Source organism: Shewanella sp. FeAMO, assembly GCF_053653955.1.
Map to the genome: position 1 here is coordinate 608257 of NZ_CM132201.1, position 21113 is coordinate 629369.

The window sequence follows — 21113 nt, forward strand, 5'->3', positions numbered from 1 at the left end:
GACAACACCATGGCTGAAATGAGTCCGGCGCTGCGCCAATATCTGCTGATCACCGGCAACTACTGGGCCTTTACCCTGACAGATGGTGCGCTACGCATGCTGGTGGTGCTCTATTTCTATCAGTTGGGTTACGGTGCGCTGGCCATTGCCATGCTGTTTCTCTTCTATGAGTTTTTCGGTGTGGTCACCAATCTGTTGGGCGGCTGGCTCGGTGCCCGTTTGGGGCTCAACCGCACCATGAATATCGGCCTTGGGCTGCAGATAGTGGCGCTGGCCATGCTGTTGGTGCCTCAGGCCTGGCTGACCATTCCCTGGGTAATGGCGGCCCAGGCGCTGTCGGGGATTGCCAAAGATCTCAACAAGATGAGTGCCAAGAGTGCCATCAAGACCCTGGTACCCAAGGATGCGGCCCAAGCGGGGCAGACCCTGTATCGCTATGTGGCGTTGCTGACCGGTTCCAAGAACGCCCTCAAAGGGATAGGTTTCTTCCTCGGCGGCGCCCTGCTTAGCCTGCTGGGGTTTGCCGGTGCCATTGCCGCCATGGCCGCTGTTTTGACCTTGGTGTGGCTGAGCTCGCTGCTGTTTCTCAAGGCGGAACTGGGCCAGGCCAAGAATAAGCCCAAGTTCAGTGAGCTTTTTTCCAAGAGCCGGGCAGTGAACATTCTCTCTGCGGCCAGGCTGTTTCTGTTTGCCGCCAGGGATATCTGGTTTGTGGTGGCCTTGCCCGTGTATCTGGCCAGCCAATTTGGCTGGGATCACTGGCAGGTGGGGGGCTTTCTGGCCGGCTGGATTATCGCCTATGGCTTGGTGCAGGCCCTGGCACCCAGGCTGACCTCTAGGACTGACGGCAAGACAGCCGGCAAGCATAAAGGCTCGGCCTTGCCGGGACGGGCGGCGGCGCTCTTCTGGTGCGGCTTGCTCACCCTGGTGCCTGCTCTTATCGCCCTTGGGCTTGGCAGCCAATACTCGCACATCTGGCTTATCGGTGGCCTGTTGCTGTTCGGCGCCTTGTTTGCGGTGAACTCTTCGCTGCACAGTTTTCTGATTGTCAGTTATGCCCGTGAGGATGGGGTATCCCTGGATGTGGGGTTCTACTATATGGCCAACGCCGCCGGGCGTTTGCTGGGCACAGTGCTTTCCGGTGCGCTGTTTCAGTGGTGGGGGCTGGAGGCTTGTCTCTGGGTTTCCAGCGCCATGTTACTGCTGACATTGGTTATCTCCCGTGGTCTGCCGGAAGAGCATGAGGCGCAATGATCCACTGCAAAATTAGACTATAAGGGAGTGTCACTTTTTTCCATAAGGGCATAGGCTTAGGGAAGGTGCGGCAGAGTTTTTCCGCAGCTGTATTGGCCGAATTGTTTCAAAGAGGGAAGTGTCATGTCCATGAGTTTGCAGTTTTGGGGCGCCACCCAAGAAGTCACAGGTTCCTGCCATCTGTTGCGGGTCAACGGCGAAAGCTTGCTGTTGGATTGTGGTCTTATTCAGGGAGGGCGGCAGGATGAACTGCGTAACCATGAAGCCTTTCCCTTTGCTCCTGAATCCCTGACTGCCGTGGTGTTGAGCCACGCTCATATTGACCATTCGGGGCGCTTGCCCTTGCTGGTGAAGCAGGGTTTTAGCGGCCCCATCTATACCCATAAGGCCACCATGGAGCTGTGCGCCATCATGCTCAAGGATGCCGCCATGCTGCAGCAGCGTGATGCCGAGCGGCAGAACCGCAAACGTGCCAAGCAAGATCTCGAGCCCATAGAGCCGCTGTTCACCGAAGAAGATGTCGAACTGGCACTGACCCGCTTTATTCCACTGGACTATGGCACCAAGCTGGATCCCATTCCCGGTGTGACCCTGTGTCTGAGTGATGCCGGCCATATTCTGGGTTCGGCGCTACTGGAGCTGTGGATCAATGATGGCAACACCCAGAAAAAACTGGTGTTCAGTGGCGATCTCGGCCGCGCCGGTATGCCGATTCTGAGAGACCCGACGCTGATCCAGCAGGCCGATCTGGTGCTGATGGAAAGTACCTATGGCGACAGGTTGCACCGTAGTTGGGAGGCGACCCTGGAAGAACTCAAGGGGATCTTCGCTACAGCCATCAGTGAGAGCCGCGGCAATATCCTGATCCCTGCCTTTTCGGTTGGCCGGGCGCAGGAGCTTTTGTATCTGTTTCACCTCTATGCTGGGGAGTGGGATCTGTCACGCTGGAAAATCTGCCTCGACAGCCCCATGGCCATAGAGGCCACCAAGGTGTATATCAATAACTATCCCTTGATGGACGAGGACTTCAAGCGTTTCGTGCATCAACACCCCGGGCAGCACCCGCTGCTGTCTGGAATAGAGTTTATCCAAAGTACCGAAGAGTCGATGGAACTCAACGACGTACACCAGGGGCTTATTATTATTGCCGGCAGCGGCATGTGTAACGGCGGTCGTATCCGCTGTCATCTGGAACACAACCTGTGGCGGCCCGAGTGCGACATTATCATCTGTGGTTTTCAGGCACTGGGAACCCCGGGGCGGCTGTTGGTCGATGGTGCCAGTGAGCTCACCATCAACGGCAACTCGGTGAACGTCGCCGCCAGAATTCACACAGTCGGCGGGTTGTCGGCCCATGCGGATCAGGCCGAACTGCTGCGCTGGTACCGTGAGTTTGAGGGCGCGCCGCCACTCATTCTGGTTCACGGTGAGCCGGATGCCCAGCGGCAACTCCTGAGTGTGCTGGAACATGCCGACGGCGTGCAGCCCAAACCCAGACCCCAGGCCTCGGCCATAGCGACCGAAGGCGACAAGCTGGATCTCAGCCGTTTACCCGAACTGAGCTGGGTTGTGGGCTAAATTTTAGTGGGAAGTCATAAACTTAACTTTTCGGTTCATTCCCTATAGTAGGTCGAGCGCTATGACGTTGAATCAAAAGAGAATTAACCTTAAGTGGGACAAAGTAAAGCAATATGAGTAATACCCCGTACATTGATAATAAAAATCGTCTAGCTGATGTCATAGCCGCAATACAGGTTATGGGAACATATAAGTTTTACAAGTTGGAGTTTTCTGGTTGGGCTGATCGTATATCTGGCGATGAAAGTCAGGGAGAATATTGGAAAAGGATATTTGAGCAACATCCTGAATTTTTTCGTTTGGATCAAACTAGAACTAAGGCATCTCTTGTTTGGCGCAGGAATTATCAAAAATTATATGATATTGATAAAGAAGAAAAAATATCAAGAGAAGAGTTTCGGGGGCTATGTTCTGAAAAGAAAGCACGCATTTCAAGGAACCCTTTGAGTAACTCTGATATATCAACATTGGTAACCACTGCCATTAACCTTCACTCAAGCGAAATTGCCCATAAAAAGGAAACTCGTTGGTGGATAGCCGGAACCATGAGTCTACTAGGGAAGGTGCGAATAAGTCCGAGATATGAGATCATCGTGTTGTAACCTGAACCCTGAATGAGTAACCGGATGAGCCAGCAACTGACTTTTGCCGACAGTGAGTTTTCCAGTAAACGCCGCCAGACCCGCAAAGAAATCTTCCTTGGCAGAATGGATAACTTGCTTCCCTGGGACAAATTACTTGGCGTTATCGAGCCTGTGTATCCCAAGGCCGGTAATGGTCGCAGGCCCTATCCGCTGGAAACCATGCTGCGTATTCACTGCATGCAGCAATGGTACAACCTGAGCGATGAGGCCATGGAAGATGCCCTCTATGAAATCGCCTCCATGCGCCAATTTGCTCGCCTGTCACTGGATAAAGCCATTCCAGACCGCACTACCATCATGAATTTCCGGCATTTGCTGGAGCAGCATGAACTGGCCCGCAAAATCTTCAGTACCGTTAATCACTGGCTAGCAGAGTGTGGCGTTCTAATGACCCAGGGCACCTTGGTGGATGCCACCATCATTCAAGCCCCCAGCTCTACCAAAAACAAACACAATAGCCGTGATGAAGACATGCACCAGACCAAGAAAGGTAACCAGTGGTACTTCGGCATGAAAGCGCACATTGGCGTGGACGCCAAAAGTGGCCTGACCCACAGTCTGGTGACCACGGCGGCTAACGAGCACGACCTCAATCAGGTTGGCAAGTTACTGCATGGCGATGAAGAATTTATCTCAGCCGATGCTGGTTATCAGGGGGCCGAAAAGCGCGATGAGCTCAGCGATGTCAGCGCAGACTGGCTTATCGCCAAGCGTCCCGGCAAAGTGAATGCATTGAAGCAACACCCGCGCAAGAACAAGCTGGCCATCCGTTACGAATACCTGAAAGCGAGTATCCGAGCGAAGGTTGAGCATCCATTTCGGATAGTAAAATGTCAGTTTGGTTTCGTCAAAGCCAGGTACAAGGGGCTGGCTAAAAATGACAGTCAACTGGCGATGTTATTCACCCTGGCGAACCTGGTTCGAGTTGACCAATTGATACGGGCACAGGCGAGATCTACCTGAAATGAGGAAATTGGCCTGAAACAGGGCCAAAATCAGCCACGAAGAGACGATTTTGGGCTGAAAATTGGAAAATTGAGCCACAGGACGTCGATAAAGGACGGTTTGGGGCGTCATATTGGGAGCTGCGAACCACTTAATCGCAGCTTCCCTAGGAGTTATTTTAGGGGTGCTCTTGAAGGCTATTATCGGTTAACTATTTTTATCTTTGCTATTAACAACAAATAAAGACGCCCCTTGATAAAGGAGCGTTTTTACTGTTGGCGCAAACTTGGCTTTAGCCCTGGTGCTGCCAGAGGATCTCCAGCTCATCGGCTTCGCCCATGGCCGTTTCCAACAGGTTGATGAGCTCGGCATCGGCACCGCTGGCCTTGAAGGTTTCTATTTGAGTGCGGTTCAGCCAGTAATCCTGGTCGGCATCATGCTCTTCTACCAGGTTGTCGATCAGATACTGCAGCTGCTGCTCAGAGATATGGCCGATAAAAGCGCCGGTTTCTTTATTGCTGAGTTTGATCATTCTCTCTCCTTGGGTTGATGTGGCCTCAGTGGCCGGAAATCACAGCTCGCACTATATCTTGTTCAGTAAGTGCGTTGAATCCCATGTTTTGTCATAAAGCTTTCCTCATAAACGACCCCGGCCAGGGTGGCGATAGCCAGGCCAAGGACCAGTGCCAGCAGTAGAGGCTTACAAACCCCCATGGGCACCAGCCAGATCAGCAGCAGCGCCAATACGCAGATGCCACCGCTTATAGGGTTAAACAGCAGTTCCATACTGATATCGAAGGCACCCAAGGATTCGGCGTCCTGATAGCGTCGGAAATGGAGCAGAAAATAGAGGGCGGCGCAAAGCAAACTGACACTGGAAAATGCCAACAGCCCGCTGAGGCTGAAAGTTTCTTTGAAGTATAAAGTGGCCTGGTAACCCGCCACAGTCAGTATTGCCAGCCAGATAACAAGCAATGGCGCCAGGATAAATCCCATTACAGTCCCTTGATTAGACATCCATGTTTACAGGTGACTGTAACCTAAAAGCATTTGCACAACAAATCGCCTGAGGGGATTTGTGGCTTGGTTCGCTTCTCGGCCAGGGTTTGTTTGTGCAGGCGGTTTCAAGAAGGCTATTTCAATCTCTAACGACTTGGTTACTTTTTGGTCTGTTTGCAGGATATACTCAGGCAAGTAATTGTTGTCGGAAGAAAACTTGTTTGGAGAATCCTTATGCGTTTTATCAAGACACTGTTTATCCTGTTGGCACTGATAGTGGCTGTGCCGCTGATTGCCGCCCTGTTTGTCAAAAGCGACTACCAGGTGACCACCAATGTGGTGATAAACCGCCCGGTGGCTGAGGTCTATGACTATGTGAAGTATCTGAAAAATCAAGATAACTTCAGCATCTGGGCCAAGATGGATCCGGCGATGAAACGCAGCTATCGCGGCGTTGACGGCACTGTCGGTTTTGTCTCTGCCTGGAAGAGTGATAACCCGGAGGTGGGCCAAGGCGAGCAGGAGATAGTCGCCATGGAAACTAACAAGCGCATCGATTATGAGCTCAGGTTTCTGACTCCCTTCGAGGCCACTGAACCTGCCTACATGCTGTTTGAGCCTTATGAAGGCAATAGAACCAACCTCAGTTGGAGCTTTAAGGGGCACCTGGATTACCCGACGAATCTGATGTTTCTGTTTGTTGACTTTGAAACCATGATCGCCACGGATCTGCTGCGCGGGCTCAGCAATCTCAAGCTGCTACTCGAGTTTGAGCCCACGCCGCAGGAACAGATTCAGAGCCCGTAAATCCAGGCCACCCATTGACGGTAAAGATTAAGCCCTATCAACAGGTTAATCGGAAAGGTGACCCCCAGCGAGGCCAGCATGGCCACGCCGATATTGGCCGATGGGATGGCCGCGCGGATCGCCGCCGGTGCCGCAATGTAAGAGGCGCTGGCACAGAGGCCGGCCAGTACCAGTGCCGAACCGGCGGGCAGCCCCAGGGCGTGACCTGTAATGATCCCCACCCAGGCGAGTACGAAAGGCGTGACGGCAGCGAATGCCAACAGGCGCCAGTGACTCAAGGGCAGCGGAGCACAAACCCTGGCGGTACACAATCCCATCTCCAGCAGGAACAGCGCCAGCAAGGTCTTGAATCCCTGCATCAGCACAGGGCTCAAAGAGGCCAAGCCCTCAGAGCCGTAGCCCCATCCGATAAGCACGCCGCCCCCCAGCAATATCACCCCACGGCTGGTAAGCGCTTCCAGCAGGATATTACCGCTGCGTCCCGGCTTATCCCGGTTCAGGCGTCGATAGAGCCACAACATGACTATGATGGATGGCAGCTCCAGCAGTACCAGATAGAGAGTAGTTTCGGGCTTGAGTGGCCAGCCCAGCTGCTCTGTCATGGCGTAGACAACGGCAAAAGTCCCGGCACTGACCGAGCCGTAGTGGGCGGCAATACTGATGGCATCGCTCTGTGGCAGGCGAACCACTTTTTTCAATATGGGATACAGCGCCAGCGGGATAGCCAGTCCCAGACCTATCACTAACCCCAGCTCGGCAAAGGACAGCTGATCTGTGTGGCCGTGCAGCGCCATGCCGCCCTTGAGGCCCAGGGTCAGCATTAACAGTATGGAAAGGGTTTCGTAGGTGGATTCGGGGACTCTGAGATCCGATTTGAGCAGACCGGCCAACAGGCCTAGACCGAAAAAGGCAATAACAACATCAGGCATGGGGTTCTCCTTGTTAGACGGCTGGAGATTGTGCTCGCCCGGCGCTATATTGGAAAATAAATTATTCACTACATATATATAGATAATTATCTATGGATCTTCGCCATCTCAGCCTGCGCTTGTTGCAGGTGTATATCGAAGTGGTCCGGCGGCAGAATATTTCCGCCGCTGCCAGACACCTGTATCTGACTCAGCCGACCGTATCGCTGCAATTGAAAAAACTGGCCGAGCTGGTGGGTGAGCCCTTGCTGGAAACCGGCCCGGGGGGACTGAGGCCGACTCAGGTTGGGCAGGAGCTGTACCGGGCCGCCGTCGACGTGATGACCCGTTTGGAAGACTTCAACGGCATGCTGGCCAAGGTGCGGGAAGGGGAGAGCGGCCACATCAATATCGGCCTGGTGACCACGGCCAAGTACGTGGTGCCGCGGATCCTCGGCGCCTTCTATCGTCGTTTCCCCGGTGTCCGAGTCACACTGAACATAGGTAACCGTGCCCATGTGCTGAATCGCTTTGAGCATCTGGAAGACGATCTCTACCTCTTCAGCCATCCTCCCAGGGGCGAAACTGTGCAATCGGCACGGATCATCCGTAACCCACTGCAGCTGATTGCCCCCAGAGATCATTGGGCCGCCGGGCAGAGTGAACTCAAGTTTGAGCAGCTCAGTCGCGAGCGCTTTCTCATCCGTGAGCCGGGGTCGGCTACTCGGTTAATGTTTGAATCCTGGCTCAGCGGTCAGGGGATGGAACTGGGCGACTGTATGCAGATAGAGAGCAATGAGGCCATTCGTCTGGGGGTCGCCTCGGGGCTGGGGTTATCTGTTATCTCGGCCCATACCCTGGAGGAAGGGCGCGAGCGCCCGGCTATTCTGGATGTGAAAGGCTTCCCGCTGGAAAGCAATTGGTATCTGGTGAGCCGTAAAGACAGGCGTATGCCCTATGCGGCGCGGCAATTGGTGCACTTTATGGCAGAGCATCTGCAGCAGTGCATAGAGGCCGAATGGGTGGCCGGTGATATAGCCAAGTTGCCGGCCAACCTGGGATTGGTCGACTGAGTCTTATCCTAATTAATCCAGCTCGCGTTCGCGCCCTTTCTCATAAGGGGGCGTGGACGTTGAGTGTTTTCGCTTCCCGGCGGGAGGTTTAACAGTAGGTTTCCAATTGTTAATCTTTCGTTGTAATCTGGGTGTTCCTTATGCAGTTTTTGCCATCACAGATGGAAACTGCAGCGATAACAATAACTACACGAGGTTGGAATGGAAACAATAATGGAGTGGGTTAGCCAGCTCAACAGCCTGGTTTGGGGTGTGCCCATGCTGGTGATGATCCTGGGGGTAGGACTGTTTCTGTCCATAGGTTTGCGCTTTATGCAGCTTCTCAAGCTGGGGAGAGGCTTCCGTTTACTTTGGTCCGGGCGGATCCCGGATAAAGACACCAATATAAAAGGGGAGATCAGCCCCTTCAATGCGCTGATGACGTCCCTGTCGGCCACCATAGGTACAGGAAATATCGCCGGGGTGGCGACGGCAATATTTCTTGGCGGCCCGGGGGCACTGTTCTGGATGTGGTGCACCGCGCTGGTGGGAATGGCCACCAAGTTTTCTGAAGCCGTGCTGGCGGTCAAGTATCGCGAGGTCGATGATAGTGGCAACCACATAGGCGGCCCCATGTACTACATCAAGAATGGTCTCGGCCAGAAATGGGCCTGGTTGGGAACGCTATTCGCCTTATTTGGTGGTTTTGCCGGTTTTGGTATAGGCAACACAGTGCAGGCCAACTCGGTGGCCGATGCCTTGGACAGCAACTTTGGTGTTCCAGCCTGGGCAACCGGCTTGGCTATGATGATTTTGGTGGGTGCTGTCTTAATGGGCGGCATCAAGCGGATTGCCGACGTTGCCGGTAAGTTGGTACCCCTGATGACTGTGTTTTATATCACCTCAGGTTTGGCTGTGATTGTGGTCTATTTCGATCAGATCCCGGCGGCGCTGGAGCTGGTATTCGAGAGCGCCTTCAATCCAGTGGCGGCCCAGGGCGGTTTCGCAGGTGCGGCAGTGTGGGCCGCCATACGTTTCGGGGTGGCCCGAGGGGTGTTTTCCAATGAGGCAGGTCTTGGCAGTGCGCCGATTGCTCATGCAGCAGCCCAGACCAATAACCCTGTGGCTCAAGGACTGGTGGCCATGTTGGGTACCTTTATCGATACCATAGTGGTCTGCTCCATCACAGGTTTGGCGATTATCGTGTCCGGTGCCTGGACCTCGGGGGAAACCGGCGCAGCCTTAACCTCCTACGCTTTCAGCCATGCCTTGCCCATAGGGCAGTACATAGTGGCCGTGGCACTGGCTATCTTCGCCTTTACCACCATTCTCGGCTGGAGCTTTTACAGTGAAAAATGCGTGCAGTACCTATTTGGTACCAAGGCTATAGTGCCGTTTCGCCTGGTCTGGACTCTGATGGTGCCCGTGGGAGCCATGGCGTCTTTGGACTTTATCTGGCTGGTGGCCGATACCCTGAATGCCATGATGGCGATCCCCAACCTGATAGCCCTGTTACTGCTCAGCCCAGTGGTCTTTGCTTTGACTCGGGAATACTTTATCAAGCAGCGCCAGGCCGAGTTGCAAAAATAGCGAGCCAATTGGTTTAGAACCAAAAACAGGGCAACTCGAGTTGCCCTGTTTCTTTATCAGTCGGCGTTGCTGTCAAACTCAGTGTCTTCCAATAACTCGAACATAGGTTCGGCATTGGGTAACTGTTTGAACAGGCGGCTGAAGTGCCTCTGCACCCCCTTGAGGTCTATCCCGGCCATCCCAGAGGCGAAACCAAACCAGGCGTAGAGGCCACTGAAGTTGTCAAACATGGGCGGCAGATACTTGGGGGCGGCAATAAGCCCCTCCCTGTGGGCTTGATAAAGCACGGGGATATCCTCAATGGCCAGCTTGCCGACAAACAGCATAGGGATAATCTCCGGGATCCCGGCTGTGATGGCGGAGCGGATAAAGTTAATGTTTTCCACATAGCCACGCACATAGGAGATATCCTTGGTGAAGTAGCTGCCACCCTGTACCATGCCGCCGCGAAACACCCGCTGAGTTACCCGGTAACTGTCTCGTTTGCTGAGATTCTGGCCGCAGAAATAGTTGAATACTTCAACAAAGTCGGCACCTTGCTCGGCCATATCGACCGCAGTGATCCTGTCGCTGATACGTCTGGCCCGCCCTGGGTTGGAGCTCAGGGTAATGGTTTCCATCAATACGGCCAGCCCTTCCTGGGCTGCTGCTACTCTGGGAGAGCCGACGCTGAGCCAGGTGGCCCAGGGTTGGGCCCGGCCATTGAGGGTGGTGCCCACGTGCACCCAGCCCTCATGCACCTCGTAGACATCAAGATCCGATTGGCTGAACAGCGCCTTGCTGTTGAGCTTGACCGTATCGCCGCCCACGGCGGCATCCGAGACTATGCCATCACTGAGACGCACCCGAATATCGTCGCTGTGAAAGTAATCTTTCAGGCGGCGGCCGAGTATATCCACCGCCTCAGGCGCGGCGATTTCTTTGGGGTGATGACGATTGCTGCGCAGCGCTGCCGGTAGCGAGAAGATGTAACTCAAACGGTCGCCGAGCTGTCTGAGATTGTGTCTATCACCATGGAGTTTATGGTTGGCACTGCCGTAGAGGCGACGGCTGAATTCGCCGAAGTCGGCCTTGCCGCGGTGTTGCAGCATGTCGATAACCTGAAGATATTGCTCGATATTGGCTATCAATATCTTGCCCAGCTTGTCGTATCTTCCCAGGCACTTGCGGGTCTGCAGGCGCAGTTCGGATAACTCTTGGCGGGTCTTGTCCGGGTCAAAAGGCAGCGGCAGACGCTGGTAAAACTCGGCGTCTATGGCGGGTAATTGCTTGCCGTTACTCTCGAGAAAACGGGCTTCCATCTCTCTCGGCCACTTGATGGCATCGAGGATTTTTATCGGCGTCTGCAACCGGATCAGCTCGTCCGAGAGGCGCCGCAGATCCTCTTTATAGGCACTTGTGTCTGGCATCAATAGTCTCCTCGGAAGACACAGGTTATTGGCGGCTATCATCTTGGATAACGCGCTGTCTGGCAACAGAATTTATCTTTGCCAGATCTTGGTGCAACCGCTTGGTTATTGAGCATAGTCGTCCCAGATGATTTAAGCTAATTAATTGATATTCATCATGTTGCATTGTTGGCATTCAAGCTGCTTACCTGAGATAGATGGCCGGAATTTCAGGAGCAGTTATGGCAAACATGAGTTACTTGAGTGTGATTGAACGTTTTCATGAGTATCAGCCGCTAATCGATGAACTATTGCAATCGATTCTGACCGGAATGGCCGACTCTCAGCTCTTTGACGACACAGGGCGGGCCATCAGGGTGTTTTCTGAAGTGGCAGCCTGCTATCCCTTCGTGGAATTGATGTATTTACTCGACGAAAATGGTCACCAAGTGAGCCCGAATCTGGCGCTTATCAAGCAAAAGATCAAACTGCTGGCTGTGGGTGAATACCCGGATCGCAGCCAGCGCCCCTATTTTCTCAATGCCAGCGACAAGAGCGGGGTACAGATAACTTCACCTTATCTTTCCAATGCGTCCGGGCAATTATGTCTGTCGGCGTCCCTGGGAGTGAGTCGTTTGGATGCCAGTCGCGGCTTTGTGGTAGTGGATATCAACCTGACCCGGCTGATTGAATTTATGATGGGCGACAGTCACAGGCGCAAGGTGACGCCTTTGTTCAAGGCGGTTTATCTCACTCTGGTAACAGGGTTATTCATTATAGTCGGGGTACTGGTGCTGATTTCGGCCAGGGATATCTGGCACTTGTTGGCGCAGGGGCCGCAGTTGGCTCATGACTCACTCAAGCCGTTCGGGATCATCATCTATATCACCCTGGCGTTGGCGATATTCGATCTCGGCAAGACCATACTGGAAGAGGAGGTGTTGATGCATAAAGACATCTTCCGCCACAGCTCCACCAGGCGCACCATTACCCGGTTTGTTTCCACCATATTGATCGCCATCTCTATTGAGGCCTTGCTGACCATGTTCAAGGCATCACTCGGGCAGGTGGAATATATTCAGGGAGCGATTTTGATGATGCTGGCAGTGGTTGGTTTATTGGTGGCTTTGGGATTATACGTCTGGCTGGGGGCCAAAGCCGAGGCCCTGCTTATTCAAACCCAGTCTTTGCGGGGGCGGCAAGGATAAGGAGGATGTTGCTGACATCCTCCCACATCTGCAAGCCGACGCAGAGCACATGGGACTTGTTCGCACCTTCCCTAAAACATATCGTCATCATCGAGCCCCATGGCTCGTCTGAGTTCCAGGCGCTCCAGGTAATCTTCCAAGCGGCGTTTTACCTGGCGTTTGTGCTGCAGTGCCTTCTCGGCCTGACGGTTTTTGGGGGTGGTCATCGCTTCAATTTCAGCATCGTTGGGCACGAGTTCAACAATATGGGCCATAACGAATTCCTCACGGTTTATCCAAGGATTTTCTAGCCAAAAAAGCATTGGCTGAAAAGCAAAAATTTTTGTCTAACAAAGCAAATGATTCTGTCCGTCCCTCTACTCAATATTAGCCTTGGTTAAACTGAAATCTAGCACTGAGTCGCAACAGGAAGTGAGATCGAGACAACATTTTGACGATCTTTTCCAAGGACCTAAAACTTGGGGATTTTTTGCTGTTTTTGACTTGTTTTTTTCATGATCCTGACCAGAATTAACCTCATAGCATTCGCTTTATTGGCTAAGGACTAGGCTGTTTATGATCCAGGACGATCGTCTCACCGCATCATCCTCCCCTGCAAAAAGCTTCGGTTTTTCCACTCCGGCCTCGGTTTGGCTGATCATGTTGGTGGCGCTTCTGTTCACCTGCCTGGGTTGGTATCTGTTCAATCAATATGCGGAGCAGCGCGGACGTGAGCGCTTTGAGTATCAGGCCATGCTGGTCAAAGATGCCATAAGAGATCGTCTGTTGACCTATGAGCAGGTGCTGCGGGGCGGTGTGGGCCTGTTTATGGCATCCGATGGAGTGACTCGTGAGGAGTGGCATGAGTATGTGACCAACGCCAAGATGGAAAGCTTTTATCCCGGGATCCAGGGGATAGGCTATAGCGTTATTTTGCACCCGGAGCAACTGGCGGCCCATGAGGAGGCCATCAGGGCTGAAGGCTTTGATGAGTATCGGGTGTACCCGTCCGGCGAGCGCGACACTTATCAGGCCATCATCTATCTGGAACCTTTCGATTGGCGTAATCGGCGGGCATTTGGCTATGACATGTATTCCGAGCCGACTCGCCGTGAAGCGATAGACAGAGCCATCAACACAGGGGAGGCGGCGATCTCCGGCAAAATCACCCTGGTACAGGAAACCCAACAGGATATCCAGGCCGGTTTTTTGATGTATTTGGCGCTTTATGATGAATCTGCCGCCGGCCCCAAGGCCGCCAAGGGCGTGGTCTATGCCGCCTTTCGGATGAACAACCTGATGCAAGGCATTTTGGCGGATAAGTTTCCCTCCCTGATTCTGCAGGTATTTGATGGCGATACCGCCTCTGACACTTCGCTGCTGTACAGCACTGAGGAGGAAGGCCAGGCTACCAAAACCTACAACCATGTGTTGCCGCTTAAAGTCGGTGGTCATCAATGGTTGCTGAAAATCGGCGCCGACAAGAGTTTTGTCTCCGAAACCGAGAAGCTGCAAAGCAAGCTGATGCTTGGCATAGGCGTGCTGTTTATCATGGTGTTGTTCTATTTCTTGCTCAATAACGCCAGAGCCAGGTATCAGGAAGGCTTGCTAGCCAATGAGATCCTTGCCAATGAGAAACGCTTCCGTCTGGTTATTGAGGCCTCGCCATCGGCGCTGATCATGGTAGATGGTCATGGACTCATCACTCTGGTGAATGCCCATACAGAGCAACTGTTCGGTTACGCCCGGGACGAACTATTGGGCCGCAGCGTGAACATACTGCTGCCGGAAAGTCTGCATAAGTCGCACAATCGGCACATGGGCGGTTATCTGCAGCAGCCGATTGCCAAGAATATGTCCCAGCGCGATGATCTGTTCGGCCGCGCCAAAGACGGTTCTTTGGTGGCGGTCGAAGTGGGGTTGACCCCAATCCATTTCACCAATGGCCAGTCGATTCTGGCCACTATCAACGATGTGTCGGATCGCAAACGGATTGAAGCCGAAAAAGCCCGCCACACAGAGGAGCTGGAGAAGATCAACCGTGAGCTGGACAGTTTTGCCTACATAGCCTCTCACGATCTCAAGTCGCCGCTGCGTGGCATAGAGCAGTTATCCGAGTGGTTGGCAGAAGATCTCAGCGACAACAGCAGTGAACAGGTGCAAAAGTATCTGCGACTGATCAAGAGCCGGGTACAGCGAATGGTACTCTTGCTGGACGGCCTGCTGACTTTCTCGCGCATAGGCAGGGTGGATACTGAGTTGACGGAAGTGGACAGCAAGCAATTGGTGCAGGATACCTTCAGCCTGGTGGCGCCGCCAACCGGGTTCAAGCTGACTATCCTGTCTGATATGCCGTTGCTGACCACGGCCAGAGTACCGCTGGAGTTGGTTTTCCGAAACCTGTTCAGCAACGCCATCAAACACCACGACAAGGGTGAGGGGGTACTCAGCGTCAGCAGCGAGCGCCAGGGCGACTATTATTGTTTTTGTGTCACGGATGACGGCCCAGGGATAGCCGCCAAGTTTCATCATAAAATTTTCGCAATATTCCAAACGCTTAAGCCAAGAGATGAAGTTGAAGGCAGTGGCCTTGGTCTCTCTTTGGTGAAAAAGTCGGTGGAAAACATGGGCGGCAAGATCTGGGTGAAATCGGAAGGGCGTGGTTGCAGCTTTTACTTCACCTGGCCGGCCCACTTCAAGGAGGAGTCATGAGTCAAACAGCCAGATACAAGGAAGTGACTATTCTGTTGGTGGACGACGACGATGTCGACTTCATGGCGGTGCAGCGGGCGATGCAGCAGCTAAGGCTGCTCAACCCCTTGGTCAGGGCCAGAGATGGCCTGGAGGCCTTGGAGATGTTGGGCGACGGTCGGGTGCGCTGCCCCTATCTGATCTTGCTGGATCTCAATATGCCGCGGATGAATGGCCTGGAGTTTCTCAGCCATATCCGCAATGACCCTGTGCTGTCTCTCTCCGTGGTCTTTGTGTTGACCACCTCAAGCGCCGATGAAGACAAGGTTGAGGCTTATAAGCATCATGTGGCCGGCTATATGGTCAAACATGAAATAAGCGATGGTTTTTATAATATTTTCAATATGCTGGAAAGCTATTGGCGTATTGTTGAGTTGCCGGAAGCCTGAGGGATGGAAAGCATGAATCTGCTGTTGATCGATGATGATGAGATAGACAGAGCCGCTATCATCCGCGCCCTGGATCAATCGTCACTGGCGTTCAAGGTGATGGAGGCCAACTGTGCCCAGAGTGGCTTGGAGTTCGCCTGCCAGCAGCGTTTCGACGGCATACTGCTCGACTATATGTTGCCCGATGCCAATGGCCTGGAAGTATTGAGCCGCCTCAATGAATCGGCCGGAGAGCAAACCGCGGTAGTGATGATCTCCCGTTATGAAGACGACAAGCTGGCGCAGCACTGCATCGAGTTGGGGGCGCAGGATTTTCTGCTCAAGGATGAAGTCAATACCAGCCGCTTGACCCGTGCTATCCGCAATGCCAAGCAAAGGGCTTCCATGGCGTTGGCACTGCGCCAAAGCCACGAGAAACTCAAAGAGCTGGCCGAACATGATTCACTGACCAAGTTGGTCAATCGTTACGGTTTTGAGCTCTGCCTGAATCGTACCTTGAGTCAGGTCAAGCGTCATCAGGACATGCTGGCGGTGATCCTCTTGGATCTGGATGATTTCAAGGGTATCAACGACACCTTAGGGCACCAGGTGGGGGATATCCTACTGGTGGAAGTGGCCAACCGTCTCAGCGCGGCACTCAGGGAAGGGGATCTCATTGCCCGTCTCGGCGGCGATGAATTTGTAGTGCTGGTGACCGAGTCGGAGAATCGTTACTTCCCGATGGCGGTGGCCAACAGGTTACAAAGGGCCTTTGAAGAGCCTTTCCCTCTGGGGGAACATGATGTGCTTATCGGCGCCAGTATTGGCATTGCAGTGTACAGCGATTCTGTCTGTGACAGCTCTGAGCTGCTCAAGTGTGCCGACATTGCCATGTATCGCGCCAAGAAGGTGGGCCGCAACCAGATCCAGTTCTATTCCGAAGAGTTGGCCAGAGAAGTCAGGTTTCGCAACCGCATCGAAATGGGCCTGAGAACCGCGCTGGAGCGGGATGAATTCAGGGTCTTTTATCAGGGGAAATTCGATGCGATTTCCGGTGAGCTATTGGGCATGGAGGTCTTGCTGCGCTGGCAACATCCTGAAGATGGCCTGCTGGCGCCGGACAGTTTCCTGCCGATAGCCGAAGAGATAGGCCTGGTAGATGAGATAGGCGAGTGGGTGTTGGCACAGGCCTGCGCGCAAACCGTCAAGTGGCTGGCCATGCTGGCTCCGGTAGGCAAGCAGTTATCTGTGGCGGTTAACCTGTCACCGTCGCAGATCATTCGTGAAACCCTGTATCAGACCATAGTCAGGGTATTGCAGCAAACCGGGCTGCCGGCTTCGCTGCTGGAGTTGGAGCTCACCGAAAATGCCTTGATAGAGGAACCGCTGGAACTGGCCAAGGTACTGGAGCGGATAGCTGCACTGGGGGTTGTTTTCTCTCTGGATGATTTTGGCACCGGCTTTTCATCCCTCGAGCACATCAAGTACTTTCCCATCAATGTGCTGAAAATCGACAAGAGTTTTGTGGCTTCGGTCGAACAGGATGAACGCGGCAAGCGTCTGTTGTCGGCCTTGATCAACTTTGCCAACGGCTTCAACGTGGTGTCAGTTGCCGAGGGCATAGAAACCGAGGCGCAGGCGCAGTTTTGCCGTGAGCGGGGCTGTAACCTGCTGCAGGGGTATCTCTATTGTCGGCCGATTCAGCCCCAGGATTTTGAAACCCAGCATATTTTACCTTTGCTGGCCGAGGGGGATGTTTGATTTTACTTGCCTATTGGCAAGGGATAGTCAAAGATGCCACTTCTTTTGCTGGGCCATAACTCTTTGGCGGATCACTCAAACATGAAAATCGGTATTCTCTCTCAATTTCCCGAGCTCTATTCTACCCGCAGGCTGGTGGAAGCCTGTGAGGGACGTGGTCATCAGGCCAGGGTGATCAATCCACTCAACTGTTATATGAACATCAACTCGGTGCAGCCCAGTATTCATCTTGAAGGTGAGGAACTCAGCGGTTTTGATGCCATTATCCCGAGGATCCATGCCAGTGTGACTTTCTATGGCTGTGCCCTGGTGCGCCAGTTCGAGATGATGGGGGTGTATGCTGCCAATGACTCTATCTCCATAGCCCGCTCAAGGGATAAGCTGCGGGCACTGCAGTTGCTTTCCCGTAAAGGGGTGGGTATGCCGGTCACAGGTTTTGCCAGCAAGCCGGATGATATTCCGGATCTCATCGCCATGGTGGGTGGTGCGCCGCTGGTGATAAAGCTTTTGGAAGGCACCCAGGGGATAGGCGTGGTGCTGGCCGAAACCAAAAAGGCCGCCGAGAGCGTTATTGAAGCCTTTCTGGGGCTTAAGGCCAATATTCTGGTGCAGGAATATATCAAAGAAGCCAACGGCAGTGATATCCGCTGCTTTGTGGTGGGCGACAAGGTGGTTGCAGCCATGAAGCGTCAGGGCCCGGAGGGGGATTTTCGCTCCAATCTGCATTTGGGCGGCAGCGCCGAGAAAATCAAGATTACCCCTCAGGAGCGCAAGACAGCCATTGATGCGGTCAAGGCGATGGGGCTGGCCGTTGCCGGGGTGGATATTCTTCGCTCCGAGCGTGGCGCCTTGGTGCTTGAAGTCAATTCAGCTCCGGGTATTGAAGGTATAGAGTTGACCACAGGTATCAAGGTGGCCGAGCCGATAGTGGAGCATATCGAAAAAATGGTTGCCGCCCGTAAACGCAATCGTCCTGTCATCGCCTGATTGCGCCTCGGGCTTTCCCATCCTTAGAATTCGAACTCATAGACATAGCTGAGCACTATCTTGGCATCGTCGTCCGGCAGATCCGTATCGGCCACCATAAAGGAGACTGAGCCTATGCCGGTTTCCTTGCTGATGGCCAAGTGGTAGTCGGCGTAGTCGGAAACCCCGAACCAACTCTGCACCACATCACCGTCTGAATAACCATAGTGTGCCGTCAGCGTCACGGTTTCCGTGATGGGATAGCTGAAACCGGCATGGATATAGCTCAAATCCTTGTTATCCAGTGGCGCAGCGGCCACGTCATCACCGGCGTTAACCACCTTGGCATAACCCAACTCAAACCACTTCCAGCTGAGAGTCAGCGCCAGCTCACCAAAGTCGATATCGCCTTCGGCATCCGGGTAGCCATAGTAGAGATAGCTGATGTCATAGCCAAAGTCTTCGCCTATGCTGCCGGAGTAACCACCGTAAAAATCGAGCTCGTAACTGGTATCGTCACCAAAGTCGACATTGGAGGCCCAGGTTCCCAGGTAAAAACCCGAGTCGTGGCTATAGTCTATACCGCCTTGAACGGCGACAGAGTCATCCGTCTGGGTGGTGCCGCGCCACAGATAGTTGGAGGCGGCACCTATATTCCCCGATACAGCGGCCTGGGCTTCGCCGGCCACCAACAACAGACCTGCAATAACTGACAGTGAAAACTTGGTGTGTTTCATTCTCATCCCCTCGATGGTTTGGGTTCTGGAGCCGGGCAAGCTTGACCGGTGCAGATACTCGTTATTGTCTGTGCGGAATGAGCGAATCCTGTGCCAAGTTTAAATAGGCATTAAATACATGTGGTTAGCTTTTGAGTGTGAGGTAGGTTAAGGAAATGTTGCATTTCGCTGGGGCGGGCTGCACTTTTTTTGTGCAATGGAGTGTTGGGAACCTCAGGCAATAAAAAACGCCTCAAGATGAGGCGCTTTCATCTGTGAAAAGCGGCTTAGTTGACGCTGTCACGCAGTGCCTTGCCGGCCTTGAACTTGGGAATAGTGGCGGCAGGGATTTGGATCTCTTTACCGGTTTGCGGGTTACGACCAGTGCGGGCTGCACGGGTTGAAGTTTCGAAAGAGCCAAAGCCTACGATGGAGATTTTAGTTCCTTCTTTCATGGCATCGGTCACTGCTACTTCGAACGACTTGAGTGCGCGGGCAGCTTCTGCCTTGGACAGGTTGGCGTGTTCTGCCATTTTAGCGATCAGTTCAGTTTTGTTCATCTGGAGCGTCTCTTCTTTCCGTCGATAAGTTATTATTGCCCATCTAACATGCCATAAGGTTTTTGGCTTGAAAAGGCCTTTCAGCGGGCTTCTTGGGCTTTATCCGCTATTTTTTAACCAAAAAGACACAAAATTGTGAGCCGGTCGCCGATTTCCTTAAATTCAGTGCGATCTAGTCAGACTTTTCCTGCTGCAAAAAGCGCTTGGTCCTGCCGGAAAAAGCCACCCAATACTGGAATAACAGCAAGGCCAGCAACACAGCCGCCAGCGGCAGCAAGGGGATATTTCGCCCTGCCAGCTCCAGTTTGACATCCTGCGGCGTAATCTGCAGTGCAACCAAAGCCGTAGTGGCAAATGCCATGAGTCCCAGAGTCTGAATAAAGAGATAGATACGCAATGCCCACAATGACCAGGATGTGCGCGTTACTATGCCTACCAATACAGGGATGACTCCCAAGGTAAACAGATCCACAGCGCCGGTGCTGATGGTGCGCCACAGTGCTACCACAGCCAGTACCAGGTAGAGGATACAAAGCAGTACCAATGGTATTGGTCTTGAAATGGACATAAATGACTCCTGTGAGAAATTGGCCTAAGTCTATGGAAAGCCCTGGGGGGAGTCCAGCCGGATTTTAATCGCTTTTTGCGGTAAAATAACCGCCGACATTTTTGGCAGGATAACACTCAATGACAGAAGAGCAGTTTTGGGGGCTGGTCAGCCGCGACTATCCCGAACAGGACCAACAACAACTCCAGGCGCGTTTGACCGAAAAACTGCAAGACTTGAGCGATGATGAGCTGGCAGAGTTTGATAAACACTTTGCCCGGCAGCTCAGGCTGAGTTACAGCTGGGATCTCTGGGGAGCTGCTTACATCATCGCCGGAGTCGATTCAGATTATGGCTTTGCCGAGTTTCGCAACTTCCTGGTGACTCTGGGTAAGGAGCGTTATCAGGCGGCCTGCAATGCAGCGGATTCGCTGGGGGAACTGGAAGTTTGGCCGCAGCTGAATGGCTATGCTTATCCTTTTGTTGAGGAGATAGATCTGCTGGCCGGCCAGCTATACGAGACCCGTACCGGGAAAGAGTTGCCTTTTGTGCCTTCGGGGCTGAGTCAGCCCAAGGGTAAGCGTTTCAACGATCAACCCAAGGCACTGCGCAAGCTTTACCCCAAGCTCAGCGCCCGTTTCCCTTTCTAAGCAGGCTTAGTCGTTGCGCATCTGTTCACACTGAAAGCCCTGACGGCGGGAGTCGAAGCGGCAGTAGCTGCCACACTCCCAAGGAGCCCCCTCCGCGGCCTGGGACTTCTCGATGGCAAACGCCTTACAGCTGGCATAGTCGCCAAAATCGTCCTCTTTGATATAACGCCCCGAATCGAAGCCATGGGTATAAATGAAGGCGCTCCAGGTTTCCGGCCCCTTGGGTTTGGCATCCTGATTGATGGCGACGAGAACAATTCCCAGGGCGGTAAATAGTCCCAAGGTAATCAGCAAAGACGGCGAGAATTTCACTGGCGCTCCTGTTGTGACTGGTTTTTTTAGCTCTGCTATTAGATTACTTCCTCGGGCCTGACTCAAGCAGCCTTGTGTTAAAGCTTGTTGGTGCTGCTACAAATTGATACTCAGGTTAACGCATTTTTGT

Annotated in this window: 22 protein-coding genes; 13 read left to right on the forward strand and 9 right to left on the reverse strand. The window is 53.3% G+C overall.

Going from position 1 to position 21113, the window contains the following annotated elements; all coding sequences use genetic code 11:
* The first annotated feature begins 9 nt into the window (after nucleotides 1-9).
* The 4 genes from arsJ (at nucleotide 10) to ACWAU4_RS02780 (ending at nucleotide 4439) form a co-directional block, all read left to right on the forward strand.
* Nucleotides 10-1254, forward strand: coding sequence for an organoarsenical effux MFS transporter ArsJ (gene arsJ / locus ACWAU4_RS02765; protein WP_144160369.1), 1245 nt, complete (start codon nucleotides 10-12; stop codon nucleotides 1252-1254).
* A gap of 123 nt (nucleotides 1255-1377) precedes the next feature.
* Entirely contained in the window at nucleotides 1378-2832 is a 1455-nt protein-coding gene (locus tag ACWAU4_RS02770; RefSeq protein WP_025009305.1) for an MBL fold metallo-hydrolase RNA specificity domain-containing protein, read from the forward strand.
* A 113-nt stretch (nucleotides 2833-2945) separates the two neighbouring features.
* On the forward strand, nucleotides 2946-3434 hold the full coding sequence (locus tag ACWAU4_RS02775) for an N-carbamoyl-L-amino acid amidohydrolase (RefSeq protein WP_454290447.1): 489 nt from the start codon (nucleotides 2946-2948) through the stop codon (nucleotides 3432-3434).
* Between the two features lie 24 nt (nucleotides 3435-3458).
* Nucleotides 3459-4439: an IS5-like element ISEc68 family transposase gene (locus tag ACWAU4_RS02780; RefSeq protein ID WP_151532535.1), complete on the forward strand. Its 981-nt coding sequence runs from the start codon at nucleotides 3459-3461 to the stop codon at nucleotides 4437-4439.
* Between the two features lie 274 nt (nucleotides 4440-4713).
* On the opposite strand, the gene ACWAU4_RS02785 is transcribed toward ACWAU4_RS02780, so the two are convergent.
* Entirely contained in the window at nucleotides 4714-4953 is a 240-nt protein-coding gene (locus ACWAU4_RS02785; RefSeq protein ID WP_107110188.1) for a galactosyldiacylglycerol synthase, read from the reverse strand.
* Nucleotides 4954-5015: 62 nt separating this feature from the next.
* Nucleotides 5016-5417, reverse strand: a complete 402-nt coding sequence (locus tag ACWAU4_RS02790) for a hypothetical protein (protein WP_025009308.1) — start codon at nucleotides 5415-5417, stop codon at nucleotides 5016-5018.
* 237 nt (nucleotides 5418-5654) lie between these two features.
* Here ACWAU4_RS02790 and ACWAU4_RS02795 point away from each other — a divergent pair, with 237 nt between their 5' ends.
* Nucleotides 5655-6227, forward strand: a complete 573-nt coding sequence (locus ACWAU4_RS02795) for an SRPBCC family protein (protein WP_208125463.1) — start codon at nucleotides 5655-5657, stop codon at nucleotides 6225-6227.
* Here ACWAU4_RS02795 and ACWAU4_RS02800 read toward each other — a convergent pair.
* Nucleotides 6215-7156, reverse strand: coding sequence for a sodium-dependent bicarbonate transport family permease (locus ACWAU4_RS02800; protein WP_028779640.1), 942 nt, complete (start codon nucleotides 7154-7156; stop codon nucleotides 6215-6217). The genes ACWAU4_RS02795 and ACWAU4_RS02800 overlap by 13 nt on opposite strands.
* A 92-nt stretch (nucleotides 7157-7248) precedes the next feature.
* Here ACWAU4_RS02800 and ACWAU4_RS02805 point away from each other — a divergent pair, with 92 nt between their 5' ends.
* Nucleotides 7249-8208 carry a LysR family transcriptional regulator gene (locus tag ACWAU4_RS02805; RefSeq protein WP_107005480.1) on the forward strand — a complete coding sequence of 320 codons (960 nt, stop codon included), beginning with the start codon at nucleotides 7249-7251 and terminating at the stop codon, nucleotides 8206-8208.
* 201 nt (nucleotides 8209-8409) lie between these two features.
* Nucleotides 8410-9777 carry an alanine/glycine:cation symporter family protein gene (locus ACWAU4_RS02810; protein WP_144379752.1) on the forward strand — a complete coding sequence of 456 codons (1368 nt, stop codon included), beginning with the start codon at nucleotides 8410-8412 and terminating at the stop codon, nucleotides 9775-9777.
* Nucleotides 9778-9833: 56 nt separating this feature from the next.
* On the opposite strand, the gene ACWAU4_RS02815 is transcribed toward ACWAU4_RS02810, so the two are convergent.
* Nucleotides 9834-11186, reverse strand: a complete 1353-nt coding sequence (locus tag ACWAU4_RS02815; RefSeq protein ID WP_144379753.1) for a flavohemoglobin expression-modulating QEGLA motif protein — start codon at nucleotides 11184-11186, stop codon at nucleotides 9834-9836.
* A gap of 221 nt (nucleotides 11187-11407) precedes the next feature.
* Between ACWAU4_RS02815 and ACWAU4_RS02820 the strand changes: the two genes are divergently transcribed.
* Complete coding sequence (locus tag ACWAU4_RS02820; RefSeq protein WP_146508660.1) at nucleotides 11408-12373, forward strand: PDC sensor domain-containing protein; 966 nt, start codon at nucleotides 11408-11410, stop codon at nucleotides 12371-12373.
* 71 nt (nucleotides 12374-12444) lie between these two features.
* Here ACWAU4_RS02820 and ACWAU4_RS02825 read toward each other — a convergent pair whose 3' ends face one another.
* Nucleotides 12445-12627 (reverse strand): PA3496 family putative envelope integrity protein, encoded by a 183-nt coding sequence (locus ACWAU4_RS02825; protein ID WP_025886854.1) that lies wholly within the window; start codon nucleotides 12625-12627, stop codon nucleotides 12445-12447.
* Between the two features lie 301 nt (nucleotides 12628-12928).
* Here ACWAU4_RS02825 and ACWAU4_RS02830 point away from each other — a divergent pair, with 301 nt between their 5' ends.
* The 4 genes from ACWAU4_RS02830 (at nucleotide 12929) to rimK (ending at nucleotide 18219) form a co-directional block, all read left to right on the forward strand.
* Nucleotides 12929-15064, forward strand: coding sequence for a CHASE domain-containing sensor histidine kinase (locus tag ACWAU4_RS02830; RefSeq protein WP_232786032.1), 2136 nt, complete (start codon nucleotides 12929-12931; stop codon nucleotides 15062-15064).
* Nucleotides 15061-15492 carry a response regulator gene (locus ACWAU4_RS02835; protein WP_025009315.1) on the forward strand — a complete coding sequence of 144 codons (432 nt, stop codon included), beginning with the start codon at nucleotides 15061-15063 and terminating at the stop codon, nucleotides 15490-15492. Before ACWAU4_RS02830 ends, ACWAU4_RS02835 begins: the two co-directional genes overlap by 4 nt.
* 12 nt (nucleotides 15493-15504) lie before the next feature.
* The gene (locus ACWAU4_RS02840) at nucleotides 15505-17232 is read left to right on the forward strand and encodes a putative bifunctional diguanylate cyclase/phosphodiesterase (RefSeq protein WP_454290448.1); all 1728 of its coding nucleotides are present in this window, start codon (nucleotides 15505-15507) and stop codon (nucleotides 17230-17232) included.
* Between the two features lie 81 nt (nucleotides 17233-17313).
* The gene (gene rimK / locus ACWAU4_RS02845) at nucleotides 17314-18219 is read left to right on the forward strand and encodes a 30S ribosomal protein S6--L-glutamate ligase (RefSeq protein ID WP_025009316.1); all 906 of its coding nucleotides are present in this window, start codon (nucleotides 17314-17316) and stop codon (nucleotides 18217-18219) included.
* A gap of 23 nt (nucleotides 18220-18242) precedes the next feature.
* Here rimK and ACWAU4_RS02850 read toward each other — a convergent pair whose 3' ends face one another.
* The 3 genes from ACWAU4_RS02850 to ACWAU4_RS02860 form a co-directional block, all read right to left on the reverse strand.
* A complete protein-coding gene (locus tag ACWAU4_RS02850; RefSeq protein ID WP_028779648.1) occupies nucleotides 18243-18935 on the reverse strand; it encodes a TorF family putative porin in 693 nt (230 codons plus the stop codon).
* A gap of 266 nt (nucleotides 18936-19201) precedes the next feature.
* On the reverse strand, nucleotides 19202-19474 hold the full coding sequence (locus ACWAU4_RS02855; RefSeq protein WP_025009317.1) for an HU family DNA-binding protein: 273 nt from the start codon (nucleotides 19472-19474) through the stop codon (nucleotides 19202-19204).
* A 172-nt stretch (nucleotides 19475-19646) separates the two neighbouring features.
* Nucleotides 19647-20042, reverse strand: coding sequence for a hypothetical protein (locus ACWAU4_RS02860; RefSeq protein WP_208125466.1), 396 nt, complete (start codon nucleotides 20040-20042; stop codon nucleotides 19647-19649).
* A 119-nt stretch (nucleotides 20043-20161) separates the two neighbouring features.
* On the opposite strand from ACWAU4_RS02860, the gene ACWAU4_RS02865 reads away from it, so the two are divergent.
* Nucleotides 20162-20671, forward strand: a complete 510-nt coding sequence (locus ACWAU4_RS02865) for a DUF4240 domain-containing protein (protein WP_208125467.1) — start codon at nucleotides 20162-20164, stop codon at nucleotides 20669-20671.
* A 6-nt stretch (nucleotides 20672-20677) separates the two neighbouring features.
* Here ACWAU4_RS02865 and ACWAU4_RS02870 read toward each other — a convergent pair whose 3' ends face one another.
* Entirely contained in the window at nucleotides 20678-20983 is a 306-nt protein-coding gene (locus ACWAU4_RS02870) for a hypothetical protein (protein ID WP_025886856.1), read from the reverse strand.
* Nucleotides 20984-21113 lie beyond the last annotated feature (130 nt).

What these genes read in the sequence shown, in the direction of transcription:
- arsJ (WP_144160369.1), top strand. Translation starts at nt 10, where the DNA reads ATGGCTGAAATGAGTCCGGCGCTGCGCCAATATCTGCTGATCACCGGC.
- ACWAU4_RS02770 (WP_025009305.1), top strand. Translation starts at nt 1,378, where the DNA reads ATGTCCATGAGTTTGCAGTTTTGGGGCGCCACCCAAGAAGTCACAGGT.
- ACWAU4_RS02775 (WP_454290447.1), top strand. Translation starts at nt 2,946, where the DNA reads ATGAGTAATACCCCGTACATTGATAATAAAAATCGTCTAGCTGATGTC.
- ACWAU4_RS02780 (WP_151532535.1), top strand. Translation starts at nt 3,459, where the DNA reads ATGAGCCAGCAACTGACTTTTGCCGACAGTGAGTTTTCCAGTAAACGC.
- ACWAU4_RS02785 (WP_107110188.1), bottom strand. Translation starts at nt 4,953, where the DNA reads ATGATCAAACTCAGCAATAAAGAAACCGGCGCTTTTATCGGCCATATC.
- ACWAU4_RS02790 (WP_025009308.1), bottom strand. Translation starts at nt 5,417, where the DNA reads ATGGGATTTATCCTGGCGCCATTGCTTGTTATCTGGCTGGCAATACTG.
- ACWAU4_RS02795 (WP_208125463.1), top strand. Translation starts at nt 5,655, where the DNA reads ATGCGTTTTATCAAGACACTGTTTATCCTGTTGGCACTGATAGTGGCT.
- ACWAU4_RS02800 (WP_028779640.1), bottom strand. Translation starts at nt 7,156, where the DNA reads ATGCCTGATGTTGTTATTGCCTTTTTCGGTCTAGGCCTGTTGGCCGGT.
- ACWAU4_RS02805 (WP_107005480.1), top strand. Translation starts at nt 7,249, where the DNA reads ATGGATCTTCGCCATCTCAGCCTGCGCTTGTTGCAGGTGTATATCGAA.
- ACWAU4_RS02810 (WP_144379752.1), top strand. Translation starts at nt 8,410, where the DNA reads ATGGAAACAATAATGGAGTGGGTTAGCCAGCTCAACAGCCTGGTTTGG.
- ACWAU4_RS02815 (WP_144379753.1), bottom strand. Translation starts at nt 11,186, where the DNA reads ATGCCAGACACAAGTGCCTATAAAGAGGATCTGCGGCGCCTCTCGGAC.
- ACWAU4_RS02820 (WP_146508660.1), top strand. Translation starts at nt 11,408, where the DNA reads ATGGCAAACATGAGTTACTTGAGTGTGATTGAACGTTTTCATGAGTAT.
- ACWAU4_RS02825 (WP_025886854.1), bottom strand. Translation starts at nt 12,627, where the DNA reads ATGGCCCATATTGTTGAACTCGTGCCCAACGATGCTGAAATTGAAGCG.
- ACWAU4_RS02830 (WP_232786032.1), top strand. Translation starts at nt 12,929, where the DNA reads ATGATCCAGGACGATCGTCTCACCGCATCATCCTCCCCTGCAAAAAGC.
- ACWAU4_RS02835 (WP_025009315.1), top strand. Translation starts at nt 15,061, where the DNA reads ATGAGTCAAACAGCCAGATACAAGGAAGTGACTATTCTGTTGGTGGAC.
- ACWAU4_RS02840 (WP_454290448.1), top strand. Translation starts at nt 15,505, where the DNA reads ATGAATCTGCTGTTGATCGATGATGATGAGATAGACAGAGCCGCTATC.
- rimK (WP_025009316.1), top strand. Translation starts at nt 17,314, where the DNA reads ATGAAAATCGGTATTCTCTCTCAATTTCCCGAGCTCTATTCTACCCGC.
- ACWAU4_RS02850 (WP_028779648.1), bottom strand. Translation starts at nt 18,935, where the DNA reads ATGAAACACACCAAGTTTTCACTGTCAGTTATTGCAGGTCTGTTGTTG.
- ACWAU4_RS02855 (WP_025009317.1), bottom strand. Translation starts at nt 19,474, where the DNA reads ATGAACAAAACTGAACTGATCGCTAAAATGGCAGAACACGCCAACCTG.
- ACWAU4_RS02860 (WP_208125466.1), bottom strand. Translation starts at nt 20,042, where the DNA reads ATGTCCATTTCAAGACCAATACCATTGGTACTGCTTTGTATCCTCTAC.
- ACWAU4_RS02865 (WP_208125467.1), top strand. Translation starts at nt 20,162, where the DNA reads ATGACAGAAGAGCAGTTTTGGGGGCTGGTCAGCCGCGACTATCCCGAA.